Annotated in this window: 16 protein-coding genes and 2 pseudogenes; 12 read left to right on the top strand and 6 right to left on the bottom strand. The window is 62.5% G+C overall.

Going from position 1 to position 18792, the window contains the following annotated elements; all coding sequences use genetic code 11:
* Positions 1–350: 350 nt before the first annotated feature.
* Complete coding sequence (locus BLT75_RS15400; RefSeq protein WP_176828065.1) at positions 351–1145, bottom strand: alpha/beta fold hydrolase; 795 nt, start codon at positions 1143–1145, stop codon at positions 351–353.
* Between the two features lie 444 nt (positions 1146–1589).
* Between BLT75_RS15400 and BLT75_RS15395 the strand changes: the two genes are divergently transcribed.
* Positions 1590–1910: a hypothetical protein gene (locus BLT75_RS15395; RefSeq protein ID WP_143028576.1), complete on the top strand. Its 321-nt coding sequence runs from the start codon at positions 1590–1592 to the stop codon at positions 1908–1910.
* 135 nt (positions 1911–2045) lie between these two features.
* Here BLT75_RS15395 and BLT75_RS15390 read toward each other — a convergent pair whose 3' ends face one another.
* On the bottom strand, positions 2046–2921 hold the full coding sequence (locus BLT75_RS15390; RefSeq protein ID WP_093033564.1) for an MBL fold metallo-hydrolase: 876 nt from the start codon (positions 2919–2921) through the stop codon (positions 2046–2048).
* Between the two features lie 490 nt (positions 2922–3411).
* On the opposite strand from BLT75_RS15390, the gene BLT75_RS15385 reads away from it, so the two are divergent.
* Positions 3412–5052, top strand: a complete 1641-nt coding sequence (locus BLT75_RS15385) for an adenylate/guanylate cyclase domain-containing protein (protein WP_143028575.1) — start codon at positions 3412–3414, stop codon at positions 5050–5052.
* A 21-nt stretch (positions 5053–5073) separates the two neighbouring features.
* On the opposite strand, the gene BLT75_RS15380 is transcribed toward BLT75_RS15385, so the two are convergent.
* Positions 5074–5628, bottom strand: coding sequence for a GFA family protein (locus tag BLT75_RS15380; protein ID WP_218128937.1), 555 nt, complete (start codon positions 5626–5628; stop codon positions 5074–5076).
* Between the two features lie 361 nt (positions 5629–5989).
* Here BLT75_RS15380 and BLT75_RS15375 point away from each other — a divergent pair, with 361 nt between their 5' ends.
* Positions 5990–7300, top strand: coding sequence for a flavin-containing monooxygenase (locus tag BLT75_RS15375; protein WP_093033555.1), 1311 nt, complete (start codon positions 5990–5992; stop codon positions 7298–7300).
* Here the strand turns inward: BLT75_RS15375 and BLT75_RS15370 are convergent.
* Positions 7203–7418 (bottom strand): annotated as a pseudogene (locus BLT75_RS15370) (transposase); the annotation flags it as partial. The gene BLT75_RS15375 and the pseudogene BLT75_RS15370 overlap by 98 nt on opposite strands.
* Before the next feature lie 319 nt (positions 7419–7737).
* Between BLT75_RS15370 and BLT75_RS15365 the strand changes: the two are divergent.
* The gene (locus BLT75_RS15365) at positions 7738–11043 is read left to right on the top strand and encodes an AAA family ATPase (protein ID WP_093033552.1); all 3306 of its coding nucleotides are present in this window, start codon (positions 7738–7740) and stop codon (positions 11041–11043) included.
* Between the two features lie 133 nt (positions 11044–11176).
* A pseudogene (locus BLT75_RS15360) lies at positions 11177–11416 on the top strand (transposase); the annotation flags it as partial.
* Between the two features lie 37 nt (positions 11417–11453).
* On the opposite strand, the gene BLT75_RS15355 reads toward BLT75_RS15360, so the two are convergent.
* Positions 11454–12578 carry a fatty acid desaturase gene (locus BLT75_RS15355; RefSeq protein WP_245706547.1) on the bottom strand — a complete coding sequence of 375 codons (1125 nt, stop codon included), beginning with the start codon at positions 12576–12578 and terminating at the stop codon, positions 11454–11456.
* Positions 12523–12729, bottom strand: a complete 207-nt coding sequence (locus BLT75_RS15350; RefSeq protein WP_093033748.1) for a cold-shock protein — start codon at positions 12727–12729, stop codon at positions 12523–12525. Before BLT75_RS15350 ends, BLT75_RS15355 begins: the two co-directional genes overlap by 56 nt.
* Before the next feature lie 459 nt (positions 12730–13188).
* Between BLT75_RS15350 and BLT75_RS15345 the strand changes: the two genes are divergently transcribed.
* From BLT75_RS15345 to BLT75_RS15315, 7 genes are all read left to right on the top strand, one after another.
* Positions 13189–14394: a DEAD/DEAH box helicase gene (locus tag BLT75_RS15345; protein WP_093033549.1), complete on the top strand. Its 1206-nt coding sequence runs from the start codon at positions 13189–13191 to the stop codon at positions 14392–14394.
* A gap of 116 nt (positions 14395–14510) precedes the next feature.
* Positions 14511–14906 carry a hypothetical protein gene (locus BLT75_RS15340; RefSeq protein WP_093033546.1) on the top strand — a complete coding sequence of 132 codons (396 nt, stop codon included), beginning with the start codon at positions 14511–14513 and terminating at the stop codon, positions 14904–14906.
* A complete protein-coding gene (locus tag BLT75_RS15335) occupies positions 14903–15712 on the top strand; it encodes a hypothetical protein (protein ID WP_093033542.1) in 810 nt (269 codons plus the stop codon). Before BLT75_RS15340 ends, BLT75_RS15335 begins: the two co-directional genes overlap by 4 nt.
* 34 nt (positions 15713–15746) lie before the next feature.
* Positions 15747–16583 (top strand): transglutaminase-like domain-containing protein, encoded by an 837-nt coding sequence (locus BLT75_RS15330; RefSeq protein ID WP_093033745.1) that lies wholly within the window; start codon positions 15747–15749, stop codon positions 16581–16583.
* A 124-nt stretch (positions 16584–16707) separates the two neighbouring features.
* Complete coding sequence (locus BLT75_RS15325) at positions 16708–17199, top strand: hypothetical protein (RefSeq protein WP_176828063.1); 492 nt, start codon at positions 16708–16710, stop codon at positions 17197–17199.
* 14 nt (positions 17200–17213) lie between these two features.
* Positions 17214–17582 carry a hypothetical protein gene (locus BLT75_RS15320; protein ID WP_143028574.1) on the top strand — a complete coding sequence of 123 codons (369 nt, stop codon included), beginning with the start codon at positions 17214–17216 and terminating at the stop codon, positions 17580–17582.
* 221 nt (positions 17583–17803) lie between these two features.
* Entirely contained in the window at positions 17804–18670 is an 867-nt protein-coding gene (locus BLT75_RS15315; protein WP_093033535.1) for a transglutaminase family protein, read from the top strand.
* Positions 18671–18792 lie beyond the last annotated feature (122 nt).

Raw genomic sequence — 18792 nt, 5'->3', positions numbered from 1 at the left:
ATCCGACGCCGGTGCGGCAAACGACCGGTTCCAATTCGGGCCATTTTGGCGGCGTTCAATGACCGCTTCGGGGAAGTTGTGCCGCGCCGCCGCGACGGGCACAGAGATGTGGTCGTCGTCTGTCGCGAAGTCTTGCTGCGCCGGCATCAGGCAGGTTTGTCCGCATATGAGACGTCGAAAGCAGCCGTGATGAATGACCGGTGCTGATAGGAACGGTCGTTCAGGCCCTAAAGCGGAGGTCGCCGCGCGGTCCCGTCATCTCGATTGGCTTCTGAACGCGGCTTTGCGGACATCTGACCGAAACGAGCAGATGTCGACGTCGAGCCCAAAGTGAAGGTGAATATGGCACCCTAAAAGCAGCGATCTACTCGTTCCAGCCAATCCAAAAAGAGCGAGTTGAAAACGTCAGGGCGCTCCCAAGCCAAACCGTGTCCAGCCGCGTCAAGAACCGCCAGCGTAGAGCGGGTGAACTGCGGTAGTATGTCGACTGCATCCAAGTATCCGGACATACTGTCCTGCCGTCCCGCGAGGATGAGACTTGGGCCATCAAATGTTGTCGTCTCGCCGTCGACATGAAACGAGAAGTCAAATGCACTGTTGATGCGAGAGGCCTGTTTCCGGTCCCATAAGGCTCTCGCGGGATATTTGCTGCGACGGGCTTTCTCAAGGATGTCTCGCCGCTGCACCACATAGAAGTTGTCGAAGCGTTCAACTTCTTCATCCGTCATATCGTCCCGAATAGACAGGTCGACTTCCAGCACCGAATGTGCAGGCAGTCTAGCAGGGTCTGCGGTTGGGCTGCCACCAGGAACAATCAAAGCAACACCGCTGACACGCTTTGGGTTCGTGTGAACCATACCACGGGCGATGTAGCTTCCTCTAGACTCACCGACAATCGCAAAGGTCTGGCCGGGAAGCACGTCTCGTGAAAACTCTAAGACCGCTGCAAGCAGATCATCTTGTGTGGCAATGTCATCTTTTGGCGGACTTTTGCCGTGCCCGGGCATATCCACATAAATGCGCCTCCATCCGTTCAGTTTCTCGAAAATCGGCTCCAAAGTCTCCATCACGTGTCGATGGTCCAAAGTTGAACCATGTAGCACCAAGACCGGTTTACCCACTCCGAAAATGACGTGGTTGAGCATTGCTGACGCCTCCTCCCTTAAAGGAACGCTAACTTTATTCGCAGAGACAAGCCACTCTTGGTGCAAAAAGATGCGAGAGGTCGCTGACAATACCAAGGCAGGATTAGCAGAGCCTGAGCCGAGCGGCTCGACTGTTTCCACCGCCACGCAGCGAACGGCTGAATTGTCCGCATCTGAGACGTCGGAGGCCTCAGTGCCGAATGGCAGGTGCTGGGAGAAGCGGTCGTTCGGGCGCCAAAGCGGACGTCGCCGGTCGGTTCGGTCGTCTCGAAAGGCTTCTGTAAGCGGCTTTGCGGACATCTGACAGAAGCGGTCAGATGTCTCAGAAGAGCCCGAAGGCGACTCTTTCAGATTTCGGCGCCGACATGTAGACTTCGGTCCATGAGTGGCTATCCCCAAAAGCGAACGGCCTTCCTGCGAGAGTATCTTGCCGGAGTTCAGTCTATGGACCCGGAACGCGCCATGCGTGCGGCTGCGCCTGGATACCTGTGGTACGACGGATTGGTTGCCGAGCCGATTACCAAGGATCGCTTCGCAAGCTACCTTTTGGGCTGGGAAGACAGAATGAAGGCGATTGGAGGTACCGGTCGCTACGAGGTTTCTGACGAGTTATCCGCAGATCAAGATGGGCATATACTCCGATGGGCATGGTGGCGGTTCGTCGGCACGGATGTGGGCGGATCAGCCCTACTTAAAGTCGGAGACGAAGGCGTGATCTACGAGAAGATCGCGTACTTCAAGCCGGTTGACCCAGCGAAGGTCTGATGACGCTACTCGGCGGTCAGTGAGGCTGATCGGCGTCATGCCCGCAAAGTTCGGCACTTGGGACATCTGACCAAAACGCTCAGATGACGGCATCGAGCCCATTGTGGCCGTTTGTTTGGAGAAAAAACCGCTGCACTAGCTTTCAAGAACTGATTGCAAATTGTTTTTGTGTACGGCCTCGTAGGCGTCGCAGTATATGAGCGAACCGCTCTCGAAGCTTTCTTTTGCAAATTCCAGCAATGTGAGCTTCGCTAACTCGGTGTCTGTCCTGCTCCGCAGAAGCTTCGTCACATAATGTTTGGTGGCCGTTATGAACGAAGGATCGTATCCGCCCCGCGCAATTCTGTCGGCGTCTCCGTGACAAGGTAATATGTGTGCTATGTCCCAGGTAAGCAATCGTTCAAGTTTGTTCAGATGGAACTCCAGCCTGTTAGGCTCTGCCACATAAGTCACACTGTCCTCCAGTGCATCACCGGCCAAGAGGAGCCGTTGTTCGGGAAGATAAAGAGCAACTCCGTCGTGACTGTGGATGTCCAACGGTCGAAGTTTGACAGTGACGGAACCCACTTGGATCGCCAAATCGCCGTCAAATACAGTTGTTGGCATGGTCAGAGGCGCGATTGGCGGATTACTCTTGCCATAGCTGTCCCTTTTTTGGGCCAAAGCCACAGCCTTTTTTCGTCCTGCGATGATTTGGCAATCTGCGAATACCTCAGTTCCCGCGACGTGGTCTTTATGATGATGGCTAAGTACCACTGTTATCGACGTTGCCCCACGGCGCATTAGTTCTTGTCGAACAAAGCGCGCATGATCGATCGAGATATTTGTGTCGTAGACCAAGGCATCGCTTCCGTCGAGGACCGCGTAACTGGCCACACCGAGAGCATAAGCTGCATCGTCGAGCCAATTCCACTCCGCAGAGTGTAGCCGAGTGCCGCTGATACGGCCGTCATAGAAAGCCAGTACGTTCGGCGCAGGTTCCAACACCCGCAAGGTTGAAGTGGAAACCATCGTTCCTTGCCCTCGTGTCTGGCAATAGACGATAGGGCGCGACGACGATTTCAGCAAGAAGAGGAAAAAACGACACCCTCGGCCTCATGACGGTTAGAATTCGTTTGACGCAAAGGCTTGCTTCGTCCGCATCTCAGTCGTCGGAAGCAACAGTCGTGAATGACCGGTGCTGATAGGAGCGGTCGTTCGGACACCGACGCGGACGTCGCCACGCGGTCCCGTCGTCTCGAAAGACTACTGAGCGCTGCTTTGCGGACATCTGACCGAAACGCTCAGATGTCTCAGAAGAGCCCAGAGCAGCCGTTCGTATGCGGTTTCCACGCTTTCCCGCAGCGAATGGCCTCTACGAGCCCGAATTTGCCCGTTTCGCCAGAGTCCTTAGCGTGAAACTTCCAGTTCTTGCGCCTTTGACAGGTAGGATGTGTATGCAAGATTGTAGCGCGAGTTGCAGGCCCGGAGAATTGCGTTGGAGAGAGGACGCGCGGCGGTTTTGGCAGCCGATATCGTAGGCTACAGCGCCATGATGGGAGCGGACGAAGAAGGCACCTTGCATCGGGTGCGGGGTTGGCACGAAGGCATCTTCACGCCGATCGTGAAGCAACATGGCGGTCGCATCTTCAAGACCATGGGCGACGGTGTCCTGGCGGAATTCACATCCGCTGCGCAGGCCGTAGCGTGTGCCATTGCCTCGCAACGGGCCATGGAAAAGCTCGAAGATGGCAATCCCGACTCCAACCTGCTGCAAATCCGCATCGGCATCAACCACGGAGACCTGATCTACCAGGACGGAGATGTCTTTGGTGATTGCGTCAACGTCGCCGCGCGCCTCGAGGGAATGGCTGTGCCGGGTGGGATCCTGGTTTCCGACGCAGTGATTGTGGGCCTGGCACAAGCAGAGGCGCAGGGGTTCCACGACAATGGGAACCGGAAATTCAAGAACATTGCGCGCCCGATCCGCGTCTGGTCGTGGCCGGACAAGCTGCCGTCGCTTCGTGCGGCGACCAAGCCGCGGCTGCTCATCAAAGGGTTTTCATTCCGCAGTTCAGTCGAAGACGAAGCAGGCGGCATTCTGATCGACGAACTTTACCGGCACCTGGCCCGTCTGACCGGGTTCGAGGTGGTGCAAGACGAAGAGTCGGCGCACTACTTCGTCGACGGGGCGGTGCGGTTAACCGGAGATCGGTGCCGGCTGAGCGTCAGACTTGTCCGGGTCGATGAGGGGCGCCAGATATGGGCCATCCGCTACGACGGCGCCGGGGACCCCTTCGATTTTGCCGACCGGTTTGCACCGCGTCTGGCCATGAGCCTACGCAGGCGCGTGGCCGCCGACTATGGCGAACGTCTGAGAGCGCAGCCGCTTGATGAAATGTCGTTGGAAGACCTTATGGCGCTGGCTGGTGCAAGCTTTTTCAACCCGACATACGAAGGCTGGCACGGCGCAGGTGTGATCGCCGAGCAGGCACTGGAACTTGATGCAAATGCATTCATGGCGCTCGCCATGGCGGCGGCGGGCCTGGGGCTTGCAAACGCGCTGTATGCCTTCGACCCTGTGCCCGGCCCAGTCCTTGAAAAAGCCATGGCGCGTATCAAGCAGGCGACCCGGCTAAACAACCGATCTGACATGATCCACACCGTCCATGCCGGCTTGTTGCTGCACGGATACCGCAGGCATTCCGAGGCCAGAGTGGCGGTAGCACAGGCGCTTCAGATCAATCCGGACTACAACATGGCGCTGTGGGTGCTGGGCGAGATACAGATCTTCTCGGGCGATCCGGACGCGGGAATTGAAAACGCGCGTCGGGCGATCGACATCGCCCCGGATGACCCCTACGTGCACCTTTACAGTCGCGCCGCGGGCTATGGCTACTTGATGGCTGGACGACCGGACAGCGCAATCGAATGGTTTCGTCAAGCCGACCACCTGGCGCCCGACCTGGCGCCCAACCTGCTCGGATTGGCGATCTGCGCGGGTATTGCCGTTGATGACGGTGAAGCGACGCAGGCGCGCGATGCCTTTCTTCGCCTGGCACCCGCGTTTCGCGTGTCGACGTTCGATGCACTGCCGTTCCGGGACGTTGCCCAACGAGACCGGCTAAGAACGCTTCTTATCGATGCAGGGCTGCCGATATAGTGCCGGCGAGGTCAGGCAGGACTACTCGGGCAGCATTTCTCCGGATCCGCCAATCTCTGCCGGTAGATCCCTGAACTTGGGCAGACCATCACGTATCGGGATCATCCTTGATCCATAGTGGACATGCATCGACGGCTGATACGCGAAGTCGCGCAAAAGCGCCGGATAGACGTCGATCAATTGAAACGTGGGGTGATCGGTCATGATTGATCCACCGCAAACCGAACATGATTTCCGGATGCTGTGTTCGCTTCGAGAATAACTCGTGACATAGTCCTCTCCAGTCGTGATCCGGACAGCTTCCGGCACCCAGAGACTGAAGGCATTCACCGGCGCGCCCATCCATTCCCTGCAATCGTTGCAATGACAAAAACCCATGACCTGCGGTGTTCCTGTCACCTCGAACTCCACCGCGCCGCAGAAACACTTTCCCTTGTAGCTGCTTGTCATCACGATATCCCCCAAGACATCCCAACCGGGAAACAGACTAGCACAGTTTGGATCTACCGTGACAGGGATCGGCAGGCGATCCGGTTTTCGGACGATGGCCGTTCCGTCTGCGGAGCGGTCGTTCAACTGGCGCCTGAGTGCCGCCCTGCAGTGATAGGCGGCTTCGTTCGCATGTGAGACGTCAGAAGTAGCAGTGGTGAATGACCGGTGCTGATAGGAACGGTCGTTCAGGCACAAAAGCGGACGTCGCCGAGCGGTCCCGTCGTCTCGAATGGCTACTGAGCGCTGCTTTGCGGACATCTGACCGAAACGCTCAGATGTCTAAGGAGAGCCCGAAGCGGTCTTCGAAGACAAGGGCTGACGGTATCGGCGCTCGCTCCAAGCCCAAAAATCGGTCCAAAGTGACGTTTGGCAAAAGACCGGACCAAGATCAGTTCAGTTTTTTGCGTTTCTGAAGTATTTTTCCGCCAAACTAGTGGGGCATGAAATGGTCAGCGTGCCGCTCGATTGCGTCATCATTGGTGCGGGCTGGGCAGGCCTTTCCGTAAGCGCGGAATTGAAGGCTCGCGGCATCGACCATGTCCTGTTCGAGCGCGCGCGTATCGGCGAGACCTGGCGAACGCAGCGCTGGGCGTCCTTCCTTCTCAATACACCTAGGTACCAGACGGTAATGCCGGGCGACGTCGACACCAGCGACGATCCCGACGGTGCGATGCAGATCTCCGAGTTCATCGAGATGCTGGAGAGATATGTCCGACGCAAGGAGCTTCCGGTTCAGTGTGGACGGACGGTTCACAGCGTTGAGCCGCACGAAACGGGCTTCCGGCTGGAGGTGGACAGCGAGGTTCTCGTCGCCCGAAGCGTGGTCGTAGCAACAGGGGACCAGAACGTGGCCGTCATCCCGCCTTTCGCTTCGGAGGTTTCGGCCGGCGTGGCGCAGTTCGACACGACGACCTACCGAGACCCCCAGTCGCTGCCGGAGGGTGCGGTGCTCGTCGTCGGATGCGCCCAGTCCGGCGGACAGATTGCCGAGGACCTCGCCCTCGGCGGCCGGACGGTCTATCTCTCGACCAGCCGGGTGGCGCGCCTGGTGAAGCAATACCGCGGGCGCCACGTCTTGGCGTGGATGGTCGATACAGGAATCCTCGACATTCCCAGGACAGAACTGCTGCAAGCCGGGCCTATTGCGACTCGCGGCCTTGTCGGTGCGGACCATACGATCAGCCTGCAGTCCCTCAGCGCCCTCGGCGTTGTGCTGCTCGGGCGTCTCCAAGGGATCGAGGGAGAGATCGCGCGGTTCGATGACGGCGTGCGGGAAAACATCCGCCATGGCGACAGGACGGCCTCGGACCTCAAGGCGCGGATCGACGCCTGGCTCGCGGCAAATGGCGTCAAGGCTCCACCAGCGCAACCGGACCCGGCCGAAACAGTTGAGCCGGTACTGCCGTCGGTGCCGATACGGGAGCTCGATCTGTCCCAGGGCTTCGGAGCGATTGTCTGGTGCACCGGTGTCCGCGGCGACTACCATTTCCTGCGCGTGCCGGGGGCGCTCAATGATCGCGGCGCGCCTGTCGAGACCGGAGGCGTAACCCGAGTGCCCGGTCTCTGCATAGCGGGCGTGCCCTATTCTATCTCACGGCGGTCGGGGACGATCCTTGCGGCCGAGATGGACGCCGTGCGCATGGCAGATCACATCGAGGAATTCCTTTCTCGCTCCAACGTTTCCACCGGCTGTAGAGCGTCTTGTGCGGACCATAGGCGGCAGGCGCGTCCCGCCAGCGCAACCCATTGCGATTGATGAAGATAATCCCACTCAGAACCAGCCTGTCATCAACCCGCGGCTTGCCGTGAGACTTCGGGAAGAAAGGGGCGAGCTTGGCCATCTGCTCGTCAGTCAGCCAGTAAAGGTCGCTCATGTCACCGCTCCATTTTCTGAGCCGTGAATCACGCCGTGCGACCGAAATCAATGCATCCTGACCCTAATTTGGGACGGATGGCGAGGGCCTGCTGGACGTACCGTTCCGCCGCACCGTAACGCCCGATGCTGACATTGGCGAGAGCGCCGCGTAGATCGGTGAGAACCAGTCGACATTTGCGGTGGCGGCGGCGACCTCCATCGGTTCACGGACGACATGTTCTTCGTATGCTTTCTTTTCGGCGAGTTGTACGGGGCGGAAGGCAGGCGATATCTTCATCCGCCGATTTACTCTACCATGCCAGCGGGGAGGGACCGCTATGGCGGACCGGTTACGTGACTGGCTCGACGCGCTCGATCTCGGCAAGTACGCGGACGCCTTTGCCGAGAACGAGATCGTGTTCGGCGATCTTGCGCATCTGACCGAGGACGATCTTAGAGAGATGAGCCTGCCGATCGGCCCGCGGCGACGGGTGCTGCAGGCGATCGCCATGCTCGGCGCGAACGACGCGCCGGCGGCCCCGAGCGAGGCAGCCGCCCCCGGTCCTGCCGCCGAGCGGCGTCAGCTCACGGTGATGTTCTGCGACCTCGTCGGCTCGACCGCGCTGTCCGAGAAGCTCGACCCCGAGGACCTGCGGCTGGTGATGCGGCGCTACCAGGACACGGTGACGGGCTCGGTCGCGCGCTATGGTGGGCATGTCGCCAAGTTCCTCGGCGACGGGGTGCTGGTCTATTTCGGCTGGCCGCGCGCCTTCGAGGACCAGGCCGAGCGGGCGGTGCGGGCCGCGCTCGACGCTATCGCCGCGGTCGCGGGCCTGAGGCACGACGACGGCGCGGCGCTGGCGGCGCGGATCGGCATCGCCACCGGGCTGGTCGTGGTCGGCGAGACCGAGGGCGACGACGCGCGCGATGTCGACGCGGTCGCCGGGGCGACGCCCAACCTGGCGGCGCGGCTGCAGGCACTGGCCGGGCCCGGCGAGGTGGTCATCGCCGCGGCGACGCACCGGCTGATTGGCGGCATTTTCCGCACCGAGAGCCTGGGGCCGCACACGCTCAAGGGCTTCGCCGAGCCGGTGGCAGTCTGGCGGCTTGTCGGCGAGGGCGAAGCGGTGAGCCGGTTCGAGGCGACGCACGGCGCCCAGCTCCCCCGGCTGGTCGGCCGTGACAGCGAGCTTGCTATGCTGACCGACCGCTGGCGGCTGGCGGCCGGTGGCGAGGGCCAGATCGTCGTGATCTCGGGCGAGCCCGGCATCGGCAAGTCGCGACTGATGCAGGCGCTCGGCGAACGGGTCGCCGAGGGCGAGGCGATCCGGCTGCGTTACCAGTGCTCGGCCTATCACGCGACGACCGCGCTCTACCCGCTGATCCGCCAGGTCGAGCACGCCGCCGGGTTCGAGGCCGGCGACGGCGAGGCGGCGCGGCTCGACAAGCTCGAGCGGCTGATCGGCCGGCCCGAGCGCTTCGCGGCCTTCGCCGACCTCATGTCGCTCGCCCATGCGGCAAGCTATGGCGAGGGCGAGATGACGCCGCAGCAGCGCAAGGCGCGCATCCACGAGGCGGTGACGGGTGAACTGATGGACCTGGCGGGCCTGCAGCCGGTGCTGTTCCTGTTCGAGGACGCGCACTGGATCGATCCGACGACTGAGGAGTTCCTCGAAACGGTGGCGCCAAAGATCGCCGGTGCGGCCGTGCTGATGGTGGTGACGCACCGGCCGGAATGGCAGGCGGGCTTCGTCACCCTGCCGCACGCGACCATGCTGACGCTGAACCGGCTGGGCCGCCGGCAGGGTGGCGACATCGTCCGCGAGATCGCCGGGCCGGCGCTGCCGGACGAGTTCGTCGCCCGCATCGTCGAGCGGGCCGACGGGGTGCCGCTGTTCATCGAAGAGCTGACGAAAACAGTGGCCGAGCGCGGCGCAGGGCTCGATGATCTTGACATCCCGGCAACTCTGCAGGCCTCGCTGATCGCCCGGCTGGACCGACTGGGGACTGAGGCGAAGGAGGCGGCCCAGGTTGCCTCGGCGATCGGGCGCGAGTTCGGGCATCGGTTGATGGCACGGGTCTGCGAAGGCAGCGGGTTCGACCTCGACGCAGCGCTCGACCGGCTGGCCGAGTCGGAGTTGGTTTTCCGGTACGGCAGTGGGACCGAGGCGCGTTATACCTTCAAGCACGCGCTGATCCAGGACACCGCCTATGACAGCCTGCTGCGCGAGCGGCGGCGCCATCTGCACGGGCGGATCGCCGACGCACTGGCGGTCGAGGCCGGCGAGGGCCGGCAGACCGCGCTGGCCGACCGGGCGATGCATCTGAGCCGGGCCGAGCGTCAGGCCGAGGCAGCCGGGGAGTGGTGCGCCGCAGGCGAGCAGGCAGCGCGGGTCTTCGCGCTGAAGGAGGCGGCGGCGCATTTCCGCAGCGGGCTGAGCGCGCTCGACGGAGTCGAACCGGGCGCCGAACGCGACGCGCTAGAGCTGAGGCTGCGCCGCGGCCTGAGCATGCCGCAGATGATGCTCGAAGGGATCGCCGCACCGATTGTCGAGGAGAACCTGCTGCGCGCGAGCCGGCTCAGTCACGAGGTCGACAGCAGCGCCGATTCGGTCCGGACCGGCTGGGGCCTCTTCCACATCTACGAGAACATGGGGCGCTGGCGCGAGGCCTGCGGCCATGCCGACGAAATCTGGAGTCTCGCCAACACCGATGGTGATGAGGACCTGATCTACCAGGCACGGCATGCGCAATGGAGCTATCGCGGACTGGTCGGCGATTTCGAGAATGCGCTGACGTTCGCCGAGACCGGCTGGGCGGCCTATGACAACCGCCGGCACCACGCGCAGGCCTACGAATTCGGCTGGCACGATCCGGGCTGCTGTGCAGGGAACTACATCGCTTGGTGCTCGGCTAATCTCGGCTTCGCCGACCGCTCGAAGCGGCAGATCGCCGAAAACGAGAGCTTCAATGCCAGCCTGAGCCACCCGGCGTCGGAGGCTTTCGGCCATGCCTTCGCGGCGATGTCGCACCTCGCTTTGCGCCGGTTCGAGGCGGCCGAGCGGCACGCGGCGACGGCCAGCGCGATCGCTGACGAGTACGACCTGCGAGCGATCGGCGCGATGTCGATGATTTTCCGGGCCCGTATCGGGCTCGACCGTGGCGAGGCTGAGGCGGCGATCGACACCATCGAGCGCCTGGTCGGGCGGCGGCGGCGCAGCGACCGGCCGTGCCTGTTCCTGCCGATGCATCTGAGCTTTGCGGCCGAGGCCCATCTGGCGCTGGGGCAGCACGGCGACGGGCTGGCGGCAATCGCCGATGCCCGGCGGTTTGCCGACATGGAGGACGAGCGGGCGTGGTGGTCGGAGATCCTGCGCACCGAGGCTGGGCTCGTGCTGGCGCGCGACGGCGCAGCCGATGGCAGGGCAGAGGCGCTGTTGCGCGAGGCGATGGCGTTCGCGGCCGGGCGGGGCATCCGGCTGCAGGAGCTGCGAGCGGCGCGCGATCTCGCCCGGCTGATCGGCGAGCGCGGCGACCGGGAGGGGGCACAGGCGGTGCTGGCGCCGGTCTGCGACTGGTTCACCGAAGGATTCGACACGGTCGACCTCGGCGAGGCGCGGGCGCTGCTGGACGATCTGGCGTGAGAGGCTGAAGCATAGGCGTGCCTTTGGATTGACGCTGTCAAGCCGGCATCGACTCTTCTGCGGCCATCTAGGCTCCAGACCCACTGATTTTGGTAATCTGCCGTGATTCAGGGTCCGCAAGGAGACCTGAACGATAAGCAACCTTTTTTGGCTGAGCGAGGCGCAGATGGAGCGTCTGAAGCCCTTCTTCCCGAAGTCGCACGGGAAGCCTCGCGTTGATGACCGGTGCGTTCTGAGTGGAATAATTTTCATCAATCGCAATGGCTTGCGATGGTGCGATGCACCGAGGGAATATGGCCCGACGAAGACGCTCTACAACCGCTGGAAGCGTTGGAGCGATCCCTCACAGGATTTGCGCAACAGAGCCGGTCTCCGAAAATGGTGATTGGCGAAATGGGTGCGACTCCGGATCAAGTCGGCAGCCCCCGCGCCTCGGCGAACGTCACGAGCCGCCCCGCGGATTCATCCCATAGAGCAAGGCGCACGCAGCCCAGGCTTTCCCGCAAGGTGACCCGGTTGGAATTCGCAAGCGCGTCATGGTCACGAAGCACTTCGGGCAGGCGATAGAACGGGATCCGGCTTGCCAGGTGGTGGACGTGGTGGACGCCGATATTTCCCGTGATCCAGCGCAGGATCGGCGGAAGATCGTAGTGGGAACTGCCCTCCAGCGCCGCGTCTTGGACATCCCAGTCCGCTTCGCTTTTCCAGCTGGTGTGCTCGAACTGGTGCTGGACGTAAAAGAACCACATCCCCGTGCTTGCCGCCAGGAGCATCGTCGGAAAGAAGATGAAGAGCACCACGTTCCATCCGCCGAACCAGACCAGCGCGGTCAGAACCGCGGCAATTGCGGCGTTCGTCGCCATGGCGCTCAGCCAGTATCTCCATCCCGACCGCATCAGACCGACAGGAAGCCGGTTCTGAAGGAAGAAGCTGTAGAAGGGCACGACGCCGAAGAGGAACAGCGGGTGCCGGACAAGGCGATAGAGTCCCCGCCCCACAGGCCCCTTCGCGCGATACTCGGCGACCGTCAGGGTGGGCATGTCGCCGATCCCGCGCCGGTCAAGGTTACCGGTGGTGGCGTGGTGGATGGCGTGCGTCTCGCGCCAGACATCGTATGGCGTCAGCGTTACCACGCCAATCGCGCGACCAAGCCAGTTGCACAGCCGCTTGCTGCGGAAGAACGATCCGTGGCCGCAATCATGCTGGATCATGAACAGGCGCACGAGAAACGCCGCATTGCCCAGCGCAAACAACATCGCGAGGGCTGTGCTGTAGGAGAGCAGCCACCAGGCTACGGCCCATGTCGCCAGGAAGGGCGCAAGCGTGACGATCAATTCCAGGACGCTGCGCGCAGGGTCCGGCGCACGGTAACGGGTAAGGACCCGCGACCAATCTCGGGCATTGGCCGGATGTTCGGCATTGGAACGGGGATCGGTCACGGTGATCGGGCGCTCCGTGGGGAGCGCCCGCGCGGCGCGGTCAGGCGAGTACGAGATTGGTCGCGCTTTCGCGGCCATCGCGGCCAGTTTCCACATCGAACGTCACCTTCTGCGCGTCCGAAAGGCCGGTCAGGCCGGCGCGTTCGACGGCGGAGATGTGGACGAAGACGTCCTTGCCGCCCGTATCCGTCTCGATGAAGCCGAAGCCTTTTTGGGTATTGAAAAACTTCACGGTGCCATTGGCCATATCCGTGGTCTCCTGTTCATGTGCTGCCCACAACATGCGGCAGCCCGGCAAAGTCAGACTGAATCGATCAACTGAGAGCCGGATGAACGGAAGCAGCGGTTTCGAAGCGAACAACGATGACTGGCCAGACATGCGCCTTCTGGACTCGACTTACAAGGGTTGTCGCGCCAGATTGCCAAATTGGCCCTTCGGGTGCAGTTGCTCACAGCGCCTCATTGACATGTGCCGGACGCGCCCCCATCTGTATTTGGTGTTATCGCTCTGCCGCGTGAGCAGGTGGGTTCACTCCCGCCCCCGGTCGTGACGCATCGTTTTCCCACATCACGAAGGGGGGACGCCGCCCAAGGCGGCTCCGGACACAATGCGGTGCCGGAGTGTTCGTCGCGGGTGCACCCCGACCGACTGCGCGCATTTGCGTTCGTCGGTGACGCCGGACGAAAGGTCCGGTCAAGGATTGACATGACTTTCAACGAACTCGGGCTCAATGCCCGCATGGTCTCGCGGCTCGACGCCCTGGGGCTGACGAAACCCACCCCCATTCAGCAAGAGGCCATCCCGCAGGCGCTGCACGGCCGTGACATTTTGGGCATCGCCCAGACCGGGACCGGCAAGACCGCCGCCTTCGGCATCCCGCTGGTCGTGTCGCTGTCGAAAAGGCAGGAGCGGCCCGCGCCGCATTCGGCCCGCGGTTTGGTGCTTGCGCCCACGCGGGAACTGGCCGGCCAGATCGTCCAGAGCCTTCAGGGGATGACGGCCGATCTGCGCATCACGCTTGTCGTCGGCGGCAAGTCGATCCACGTGCAGGCCGAGAAGCTTGCGCGCGGCACAGATATCCTCGTGGCGACGCCGGGCCGATTGATCGACCTGATGGATCGCCGGGCCATCGACCTCGGCCGGACACGATTTCTGGTTCTCGACGAAGCCGACCAGATGCTCGATATCGGCTTCATCCATGCGCTGCGCCGCATCGAGCCGAAGCTGAACCGCGACCGTCAGACCATGATGTTCTCGGCCACGATGCCGAAAGCGATGGCCGAGCTTTCCCGTGACTACCTGACGGATCCCGTGCGCGTCGAAGTTTCCCCGCCGGGCAAGGTTGCCGACAAGGTCACCCATTCGGTGCATTTCGTTGCCAAGGACCGGAAGCAGGAGCTTTTGATCGAGTTGCTGGACAGGCACCGGGATGATCGCACACTGGTTTTTTCCCGGACCAAGCACGGTGCCGAGCGGCTCATGAAGCAGCTTGACCGTGCCGGTTTCGCGGCCACATCGATCCACGGCAACAAGAGCCAGGGACAACGGGACCGGGCCATCGCCGCTTTCAGGGACGGATCGGTGCGGGTGCTCGTCGCGACCGATGTTGCAGCACGCGGGATCGACATTCCCGGCGTGGGCCATGTCTACAATTTCGATCTGCCGAACGTACCAGAAAACTACGTTCACCGGATCGGGCGCACCGCCCGTGCCGGGCATGACGGACGCGCGGTGGCGTTCTGCGCCGCCGACGAAATGTCGGAACTCAGGGCCATCGAAAAGGTGCTCGGCATGCCTGTGGATGTCGCCGGAGGCCTGGCCTGGGAAGGGATCGGAGACGCTCGGAAAGCGACGAAAGGGCGGCGGCCGCGCCGGCGGTCTTCACGACGCCCGGAACGGATCGCCGCTTGACGGCGCTCCTCGGGCGACTTCGGCCTGATGCGGAAGAAGGCGCTGGACCGGCAGCTGACTGCGGACCGGAAATGCTTTCACAGCGAGGCGGCGCTTTCTCCGCAGGAGGATACACCATGAACACTCCCGAATGGATCAAACCCGGCATCTATGGCGTCGCGATCGGCGCCGCCGTCGTCGGCATCGTCGGCATCGTCGGCTTCACCTGGGGCGGCTGGGTGACGGGCGGAACAGCACAAGACAGGGCAATGGCGATGTCCCAAAACGATGTCGTCGCGGCCATGGTGCCGGTCTGCCTCGACATGGCCCGGTCCGACCGCGACCGCACCGCAAAGCTTGCGACGATTCGGGACGCATCGACGTACCAGCGTCGAGATGCCCTGATGGACGCGGGCTGGGCGACGGTGCCCGGCGCCAAGGCGCCAGACCGTGACATTGCGCAGGCCTGTCTGACATCGCTCGATGTCGATGCCATACCCGAGCGCCCGGAAATCGCGGAGGATCAAGGATGAACGGCTTCATCTCCTGGACAGGCCCGAAATCCCTGAGCCGAGACCACCGCCTTGCCGTCTTCGGCATGGTCGGCTTGATCGCCTTTCTGGCGTTTCCGGTTCTCGCGCAGGACGGTACCGGGCCAATGCCGGAAAATGCAGAGGCGCGGAGCTATGGCGGTGGCTGGGACTGCACGCTTGGCTACCGCGTTGATAGCGAAAAGTGTGTTGCCATCGACATCCCCGACAACGCCTATGCAACTGGCCGGTCTTATGGCTCGGGCTGGGCGTGCAACCGTGGCTATGAAGAAGTGGGGGGCGCGTCCTGCGAGGCAATCCCCGTGCCTGAGAATGCCTTCCTTCAATCATTGGGCTATGACTGGCAATGTGATCGCGGATATCGGCAGGATCGAAAGACCTGCGTTCCGATTGTCCTTCCGGAAAACGCCTATCTTACCAACGATCCGTCCGGTTCCGGCTGGGAATGCGAACGCGGCTTCACGGCCTTGACCGATGCTTGCGTTCCGATTGCGGTTCCCGAAAACGGCTATCTCACCAATGCGGACTATGGTGCCGAATGGGCCTGCGAGAGGGGCTTCTTCGAGATCGAAGGCCGCTGTGATCCCGTGGCGCTTCCGGCGAACGCCTTTCTGGACCAGGATGCCTACGGTCCGGGATGGCGTTGCGAACGGGGTTTCGAGGCAGTGGACGACACCTGCGTCGCGATCGACCTGCCCGCAAATGCCCATCTCGATCGATCCGGAAACCGCTGGCGTTGCGACCGTAGCTTTCAGCTTTCTGACGGGGAGTGTCTTCTTGGACGATGATGCCCCCAGATCGCGCCCGGCCGAGACGGACGGCATACGGATGCGGATAGGCTGTCGCCTGCGTTACCGGCTGACCCAGCCGACGCCGCTCATTGCCATGCTGAACGTGCACTATTCGCGGTTCGGCGATCTCGAGCGCGCCGACTATCTCGTGACGCAGCCGAGCGTGCCGCTGGAAAGCTATCGCGACGGGTTCGGCAACTGGTGCACTCGGATGGTGGCCCCGTCGGGGGATTTCATCCTGTCCACCGACGGGATCTTCCGCGACACCGGACTGCCGGATCCGACAGCGCCAGAGGCCGAGCAACACGCCGTTCAGGACCTGCCCTTCGAAACCTTGGTCTATCTTCTCGGCAGTCGTTACTGCGATACCGATCTTCTGTCCGAGGAGGCCTGGCGCCTTTTCGAGACCACGTCGCCGGGCTGGGCGCGCGTCCAGGCGATATGCGACTTCGTGCACTCTGCCGTTTCGTTCGACTATATGCAGGCGAGCCCGACCCGCACGGCGTCCGAAACGCTGGCCGGACGGCAGGGCGTCTGCCGGGATTTCGCCCATCTCGCCATCGCCCTCTGCCGCTGCATGAACATCCCGGCCCGCTACTGCACCGGCTACCTGAGCGAATTTGGTCAACCAAAGCCCCATCCGCCTGACGATTTCGCGGCCTGGATGGAAGTCTTTCTGGGCGGCCGCTGGTGGGTCTTCGACCCAAGAAACAACGGCCCGCGCATGGGGCGGATTCTGATCGGGCGCGGTCGGGACGCCGCCGATGTGCCTCTGACGCAGACATTCGGGCCGAATACACTGACACAATTCGACGTCTGGACATGGGATGCCAAGGGCGATCCCGCCGAGGCGCGGTCCGGTTCTTGAGATTAGGCAGAGGCGTGTCAACGCCGGTTCTTGTCGGTCTGCCCTTCCTCGGCTCAGCGGCGGGATGGTTGGTCCGCCTGTCTGTCGGGGACTTCGCAGTATGAAACCATCCAGGAGCATTGAGATGACCACTTTGATCAAGACCACCGCCGTATTTCTCAAACCGTTTGAGCTTCCGAGTTTCAACGAGACCCTGCCGCCCGGCGAATACGTGATCGAGACCCAGCTGCTCGAGCCAGTGGACTGGATCGAACCGGGCACCTGGACGTCGTCCGTCCTCGTGCACCTTCATCCACGCGCCTCGCACCCCGGGCTCGACCGAACGCTCACCGTGCCGCTCGCCGAGCTGGAGAATGCAGCGGCCAAAGACAAGCTTACCGGCAAAGCACTGACGGACTACTTCCTCGAGGAGATGCTGGCCGACCCGATGATCCGTCTTGTCATGCAGGCAGACGGGGTGGGTGAGTCCGAGCTCCGAGACCTCTATTCCGTTCGGCCCCGAGCCAGCCAGAAAGGCGCACGGGAAACGCGCAACGCTTCCGTGCCACGCAAAGGGACCGAGACAGACGATACCGGACCGCGCGTCGGAAGCGCGCGCCCGGGCATCGGAGAATGACTTGCGAGGGCCCGTTGTACGGTACCACGTCCGACCGCAAGCGAGCCATGGTGGGGCTTTTTGGGAGCATTGCTGTGACGGATAACCCGATCGATCTTGACGGTCGCAGGACAGAGGCCGGCCGACATGAGACGGAAATGCGGCGGCGACCTGCGAGCGACGCCCCGTCTTGGGTACGCTCGGCACAACCGCACCTCGGTAGTCTCGAAGACCAGATGTTGGCGGAACCGGCGCGAACATGGGTCGAGGTGATGGAGAAGTGGCGGTTCCTTCTCGAACGGTATTCGGCAACACCGGCGGCCCACGATGAACGCATTCAAAAACTGATCAGGCGGGCCATTGGAGACATGGAGCGGCTGCGGAAGCGTGAGGAGCGCAAGTGACGATGAAATCAGAGGACGCGGAAATCCAGATTGTAAGGGCAGCGGCCGACATTGCCGCCGAACGCGTCTGCCTGAGATGCAGGTCGCCCTTCTGGAGCGAGGGGTTCGGCGAGCGAATATGTTCGCGCTGCAAGGCTTCTTCCGTCTGGCGAGCGGCGATCTCCGAGGGTGGCGGACATGGGCGCCGGCGTTCCGGCGGTCGAATGTCGTAGGCCTCGCCGATGCCATCGGTCACCCTCACGCACACGACAAGCTATCGGTATCGCACTGCAGTATCACTCGGGCCGCATCGGCTGATGCTGCGTCCGCGGGAGACCCGGGATCTCAGCCTGACGTCCTTCGATCTGGAGATCAGTCCCGCAGCCCGCATCGACTGGTCTCACGATGTTGCCGGTAACGCCGTCGCAACGGCGCAGTTCGACGCGATGACGGAAGCGCTTTCGATCCGGTCGCGTGCGCAGGTGGATCTGTGCGCGCCGGTCTGGCCCGTCTTCCCCATCGCGGCCAACGCGGCCTCGTATCCCTTCGTTTATGCACCCGACGACTGGACCGATCTCGGCGCCCTGGCCATGCCGCAATATGCCGATGACACCGGGCGGCTGCGGGGGTGGGTCGAGGGGTTTGTCATGGCGCGGCCGACGGACACGCTTTCGCTGCTGAAGGACATCAGCAACGGCATCACTGCAAGGATTTCCTACCAGACCCGTGAGACGGAGGGCACGCAGGGACCGCTGGAGACCCTGGACAGGGGATGGGGATCCTGCCGGGACTTCGCGGTGCTGTTCGCCGAGGCCACCCGGACACTTGGCTTCGGGGCCAGGCTTGTCTCCGGATACCTGTTCGACTCCTCCGGAGAGCAGGTCGGATCGGCGGATGCCGGCTCCACACACGCCTGGGTCGAAGTGTTCGTTCCCGGAGCGGGCTGGATCCCGTTCGACCCCACCAACAGATCGGTCGGCTCCACGAATCTCATTCCCGTCGCCGTCGCCAGGCGCATCGAGCAGGTCTCACCCGTGATGGGCAGTTTCCACGGCAGAACCACCGACGTGCTTTCCTTGGATGTGACAGTGGATGTCCGGGAAACCTGAAAGGTTGTCTTTTCCACGCTTCTCCGTTCAGGTGGGACCGCCCTGGACCTGCTACGGTAAATTATGGTCGTTGACTGTCGACCAAACGACGAGCATGCGCAGAGTGGAGGTCAGGCGTGCCG

Origin of the sequence: Ruegeria marina, assembly GCF_900101475.1 — a bacterium.
In the GTDB taxonomy this organism is placed as follows: Bacteria; Pseudomonadota; Alphaproteobacteria; order Rhodobacterales; family Rhodobacteraceae; genus Ruegeria_B; species Ruegeria_B marina.
This window is presented reverse-complemented; position numbering and strand designations above follow the sequence as displayed.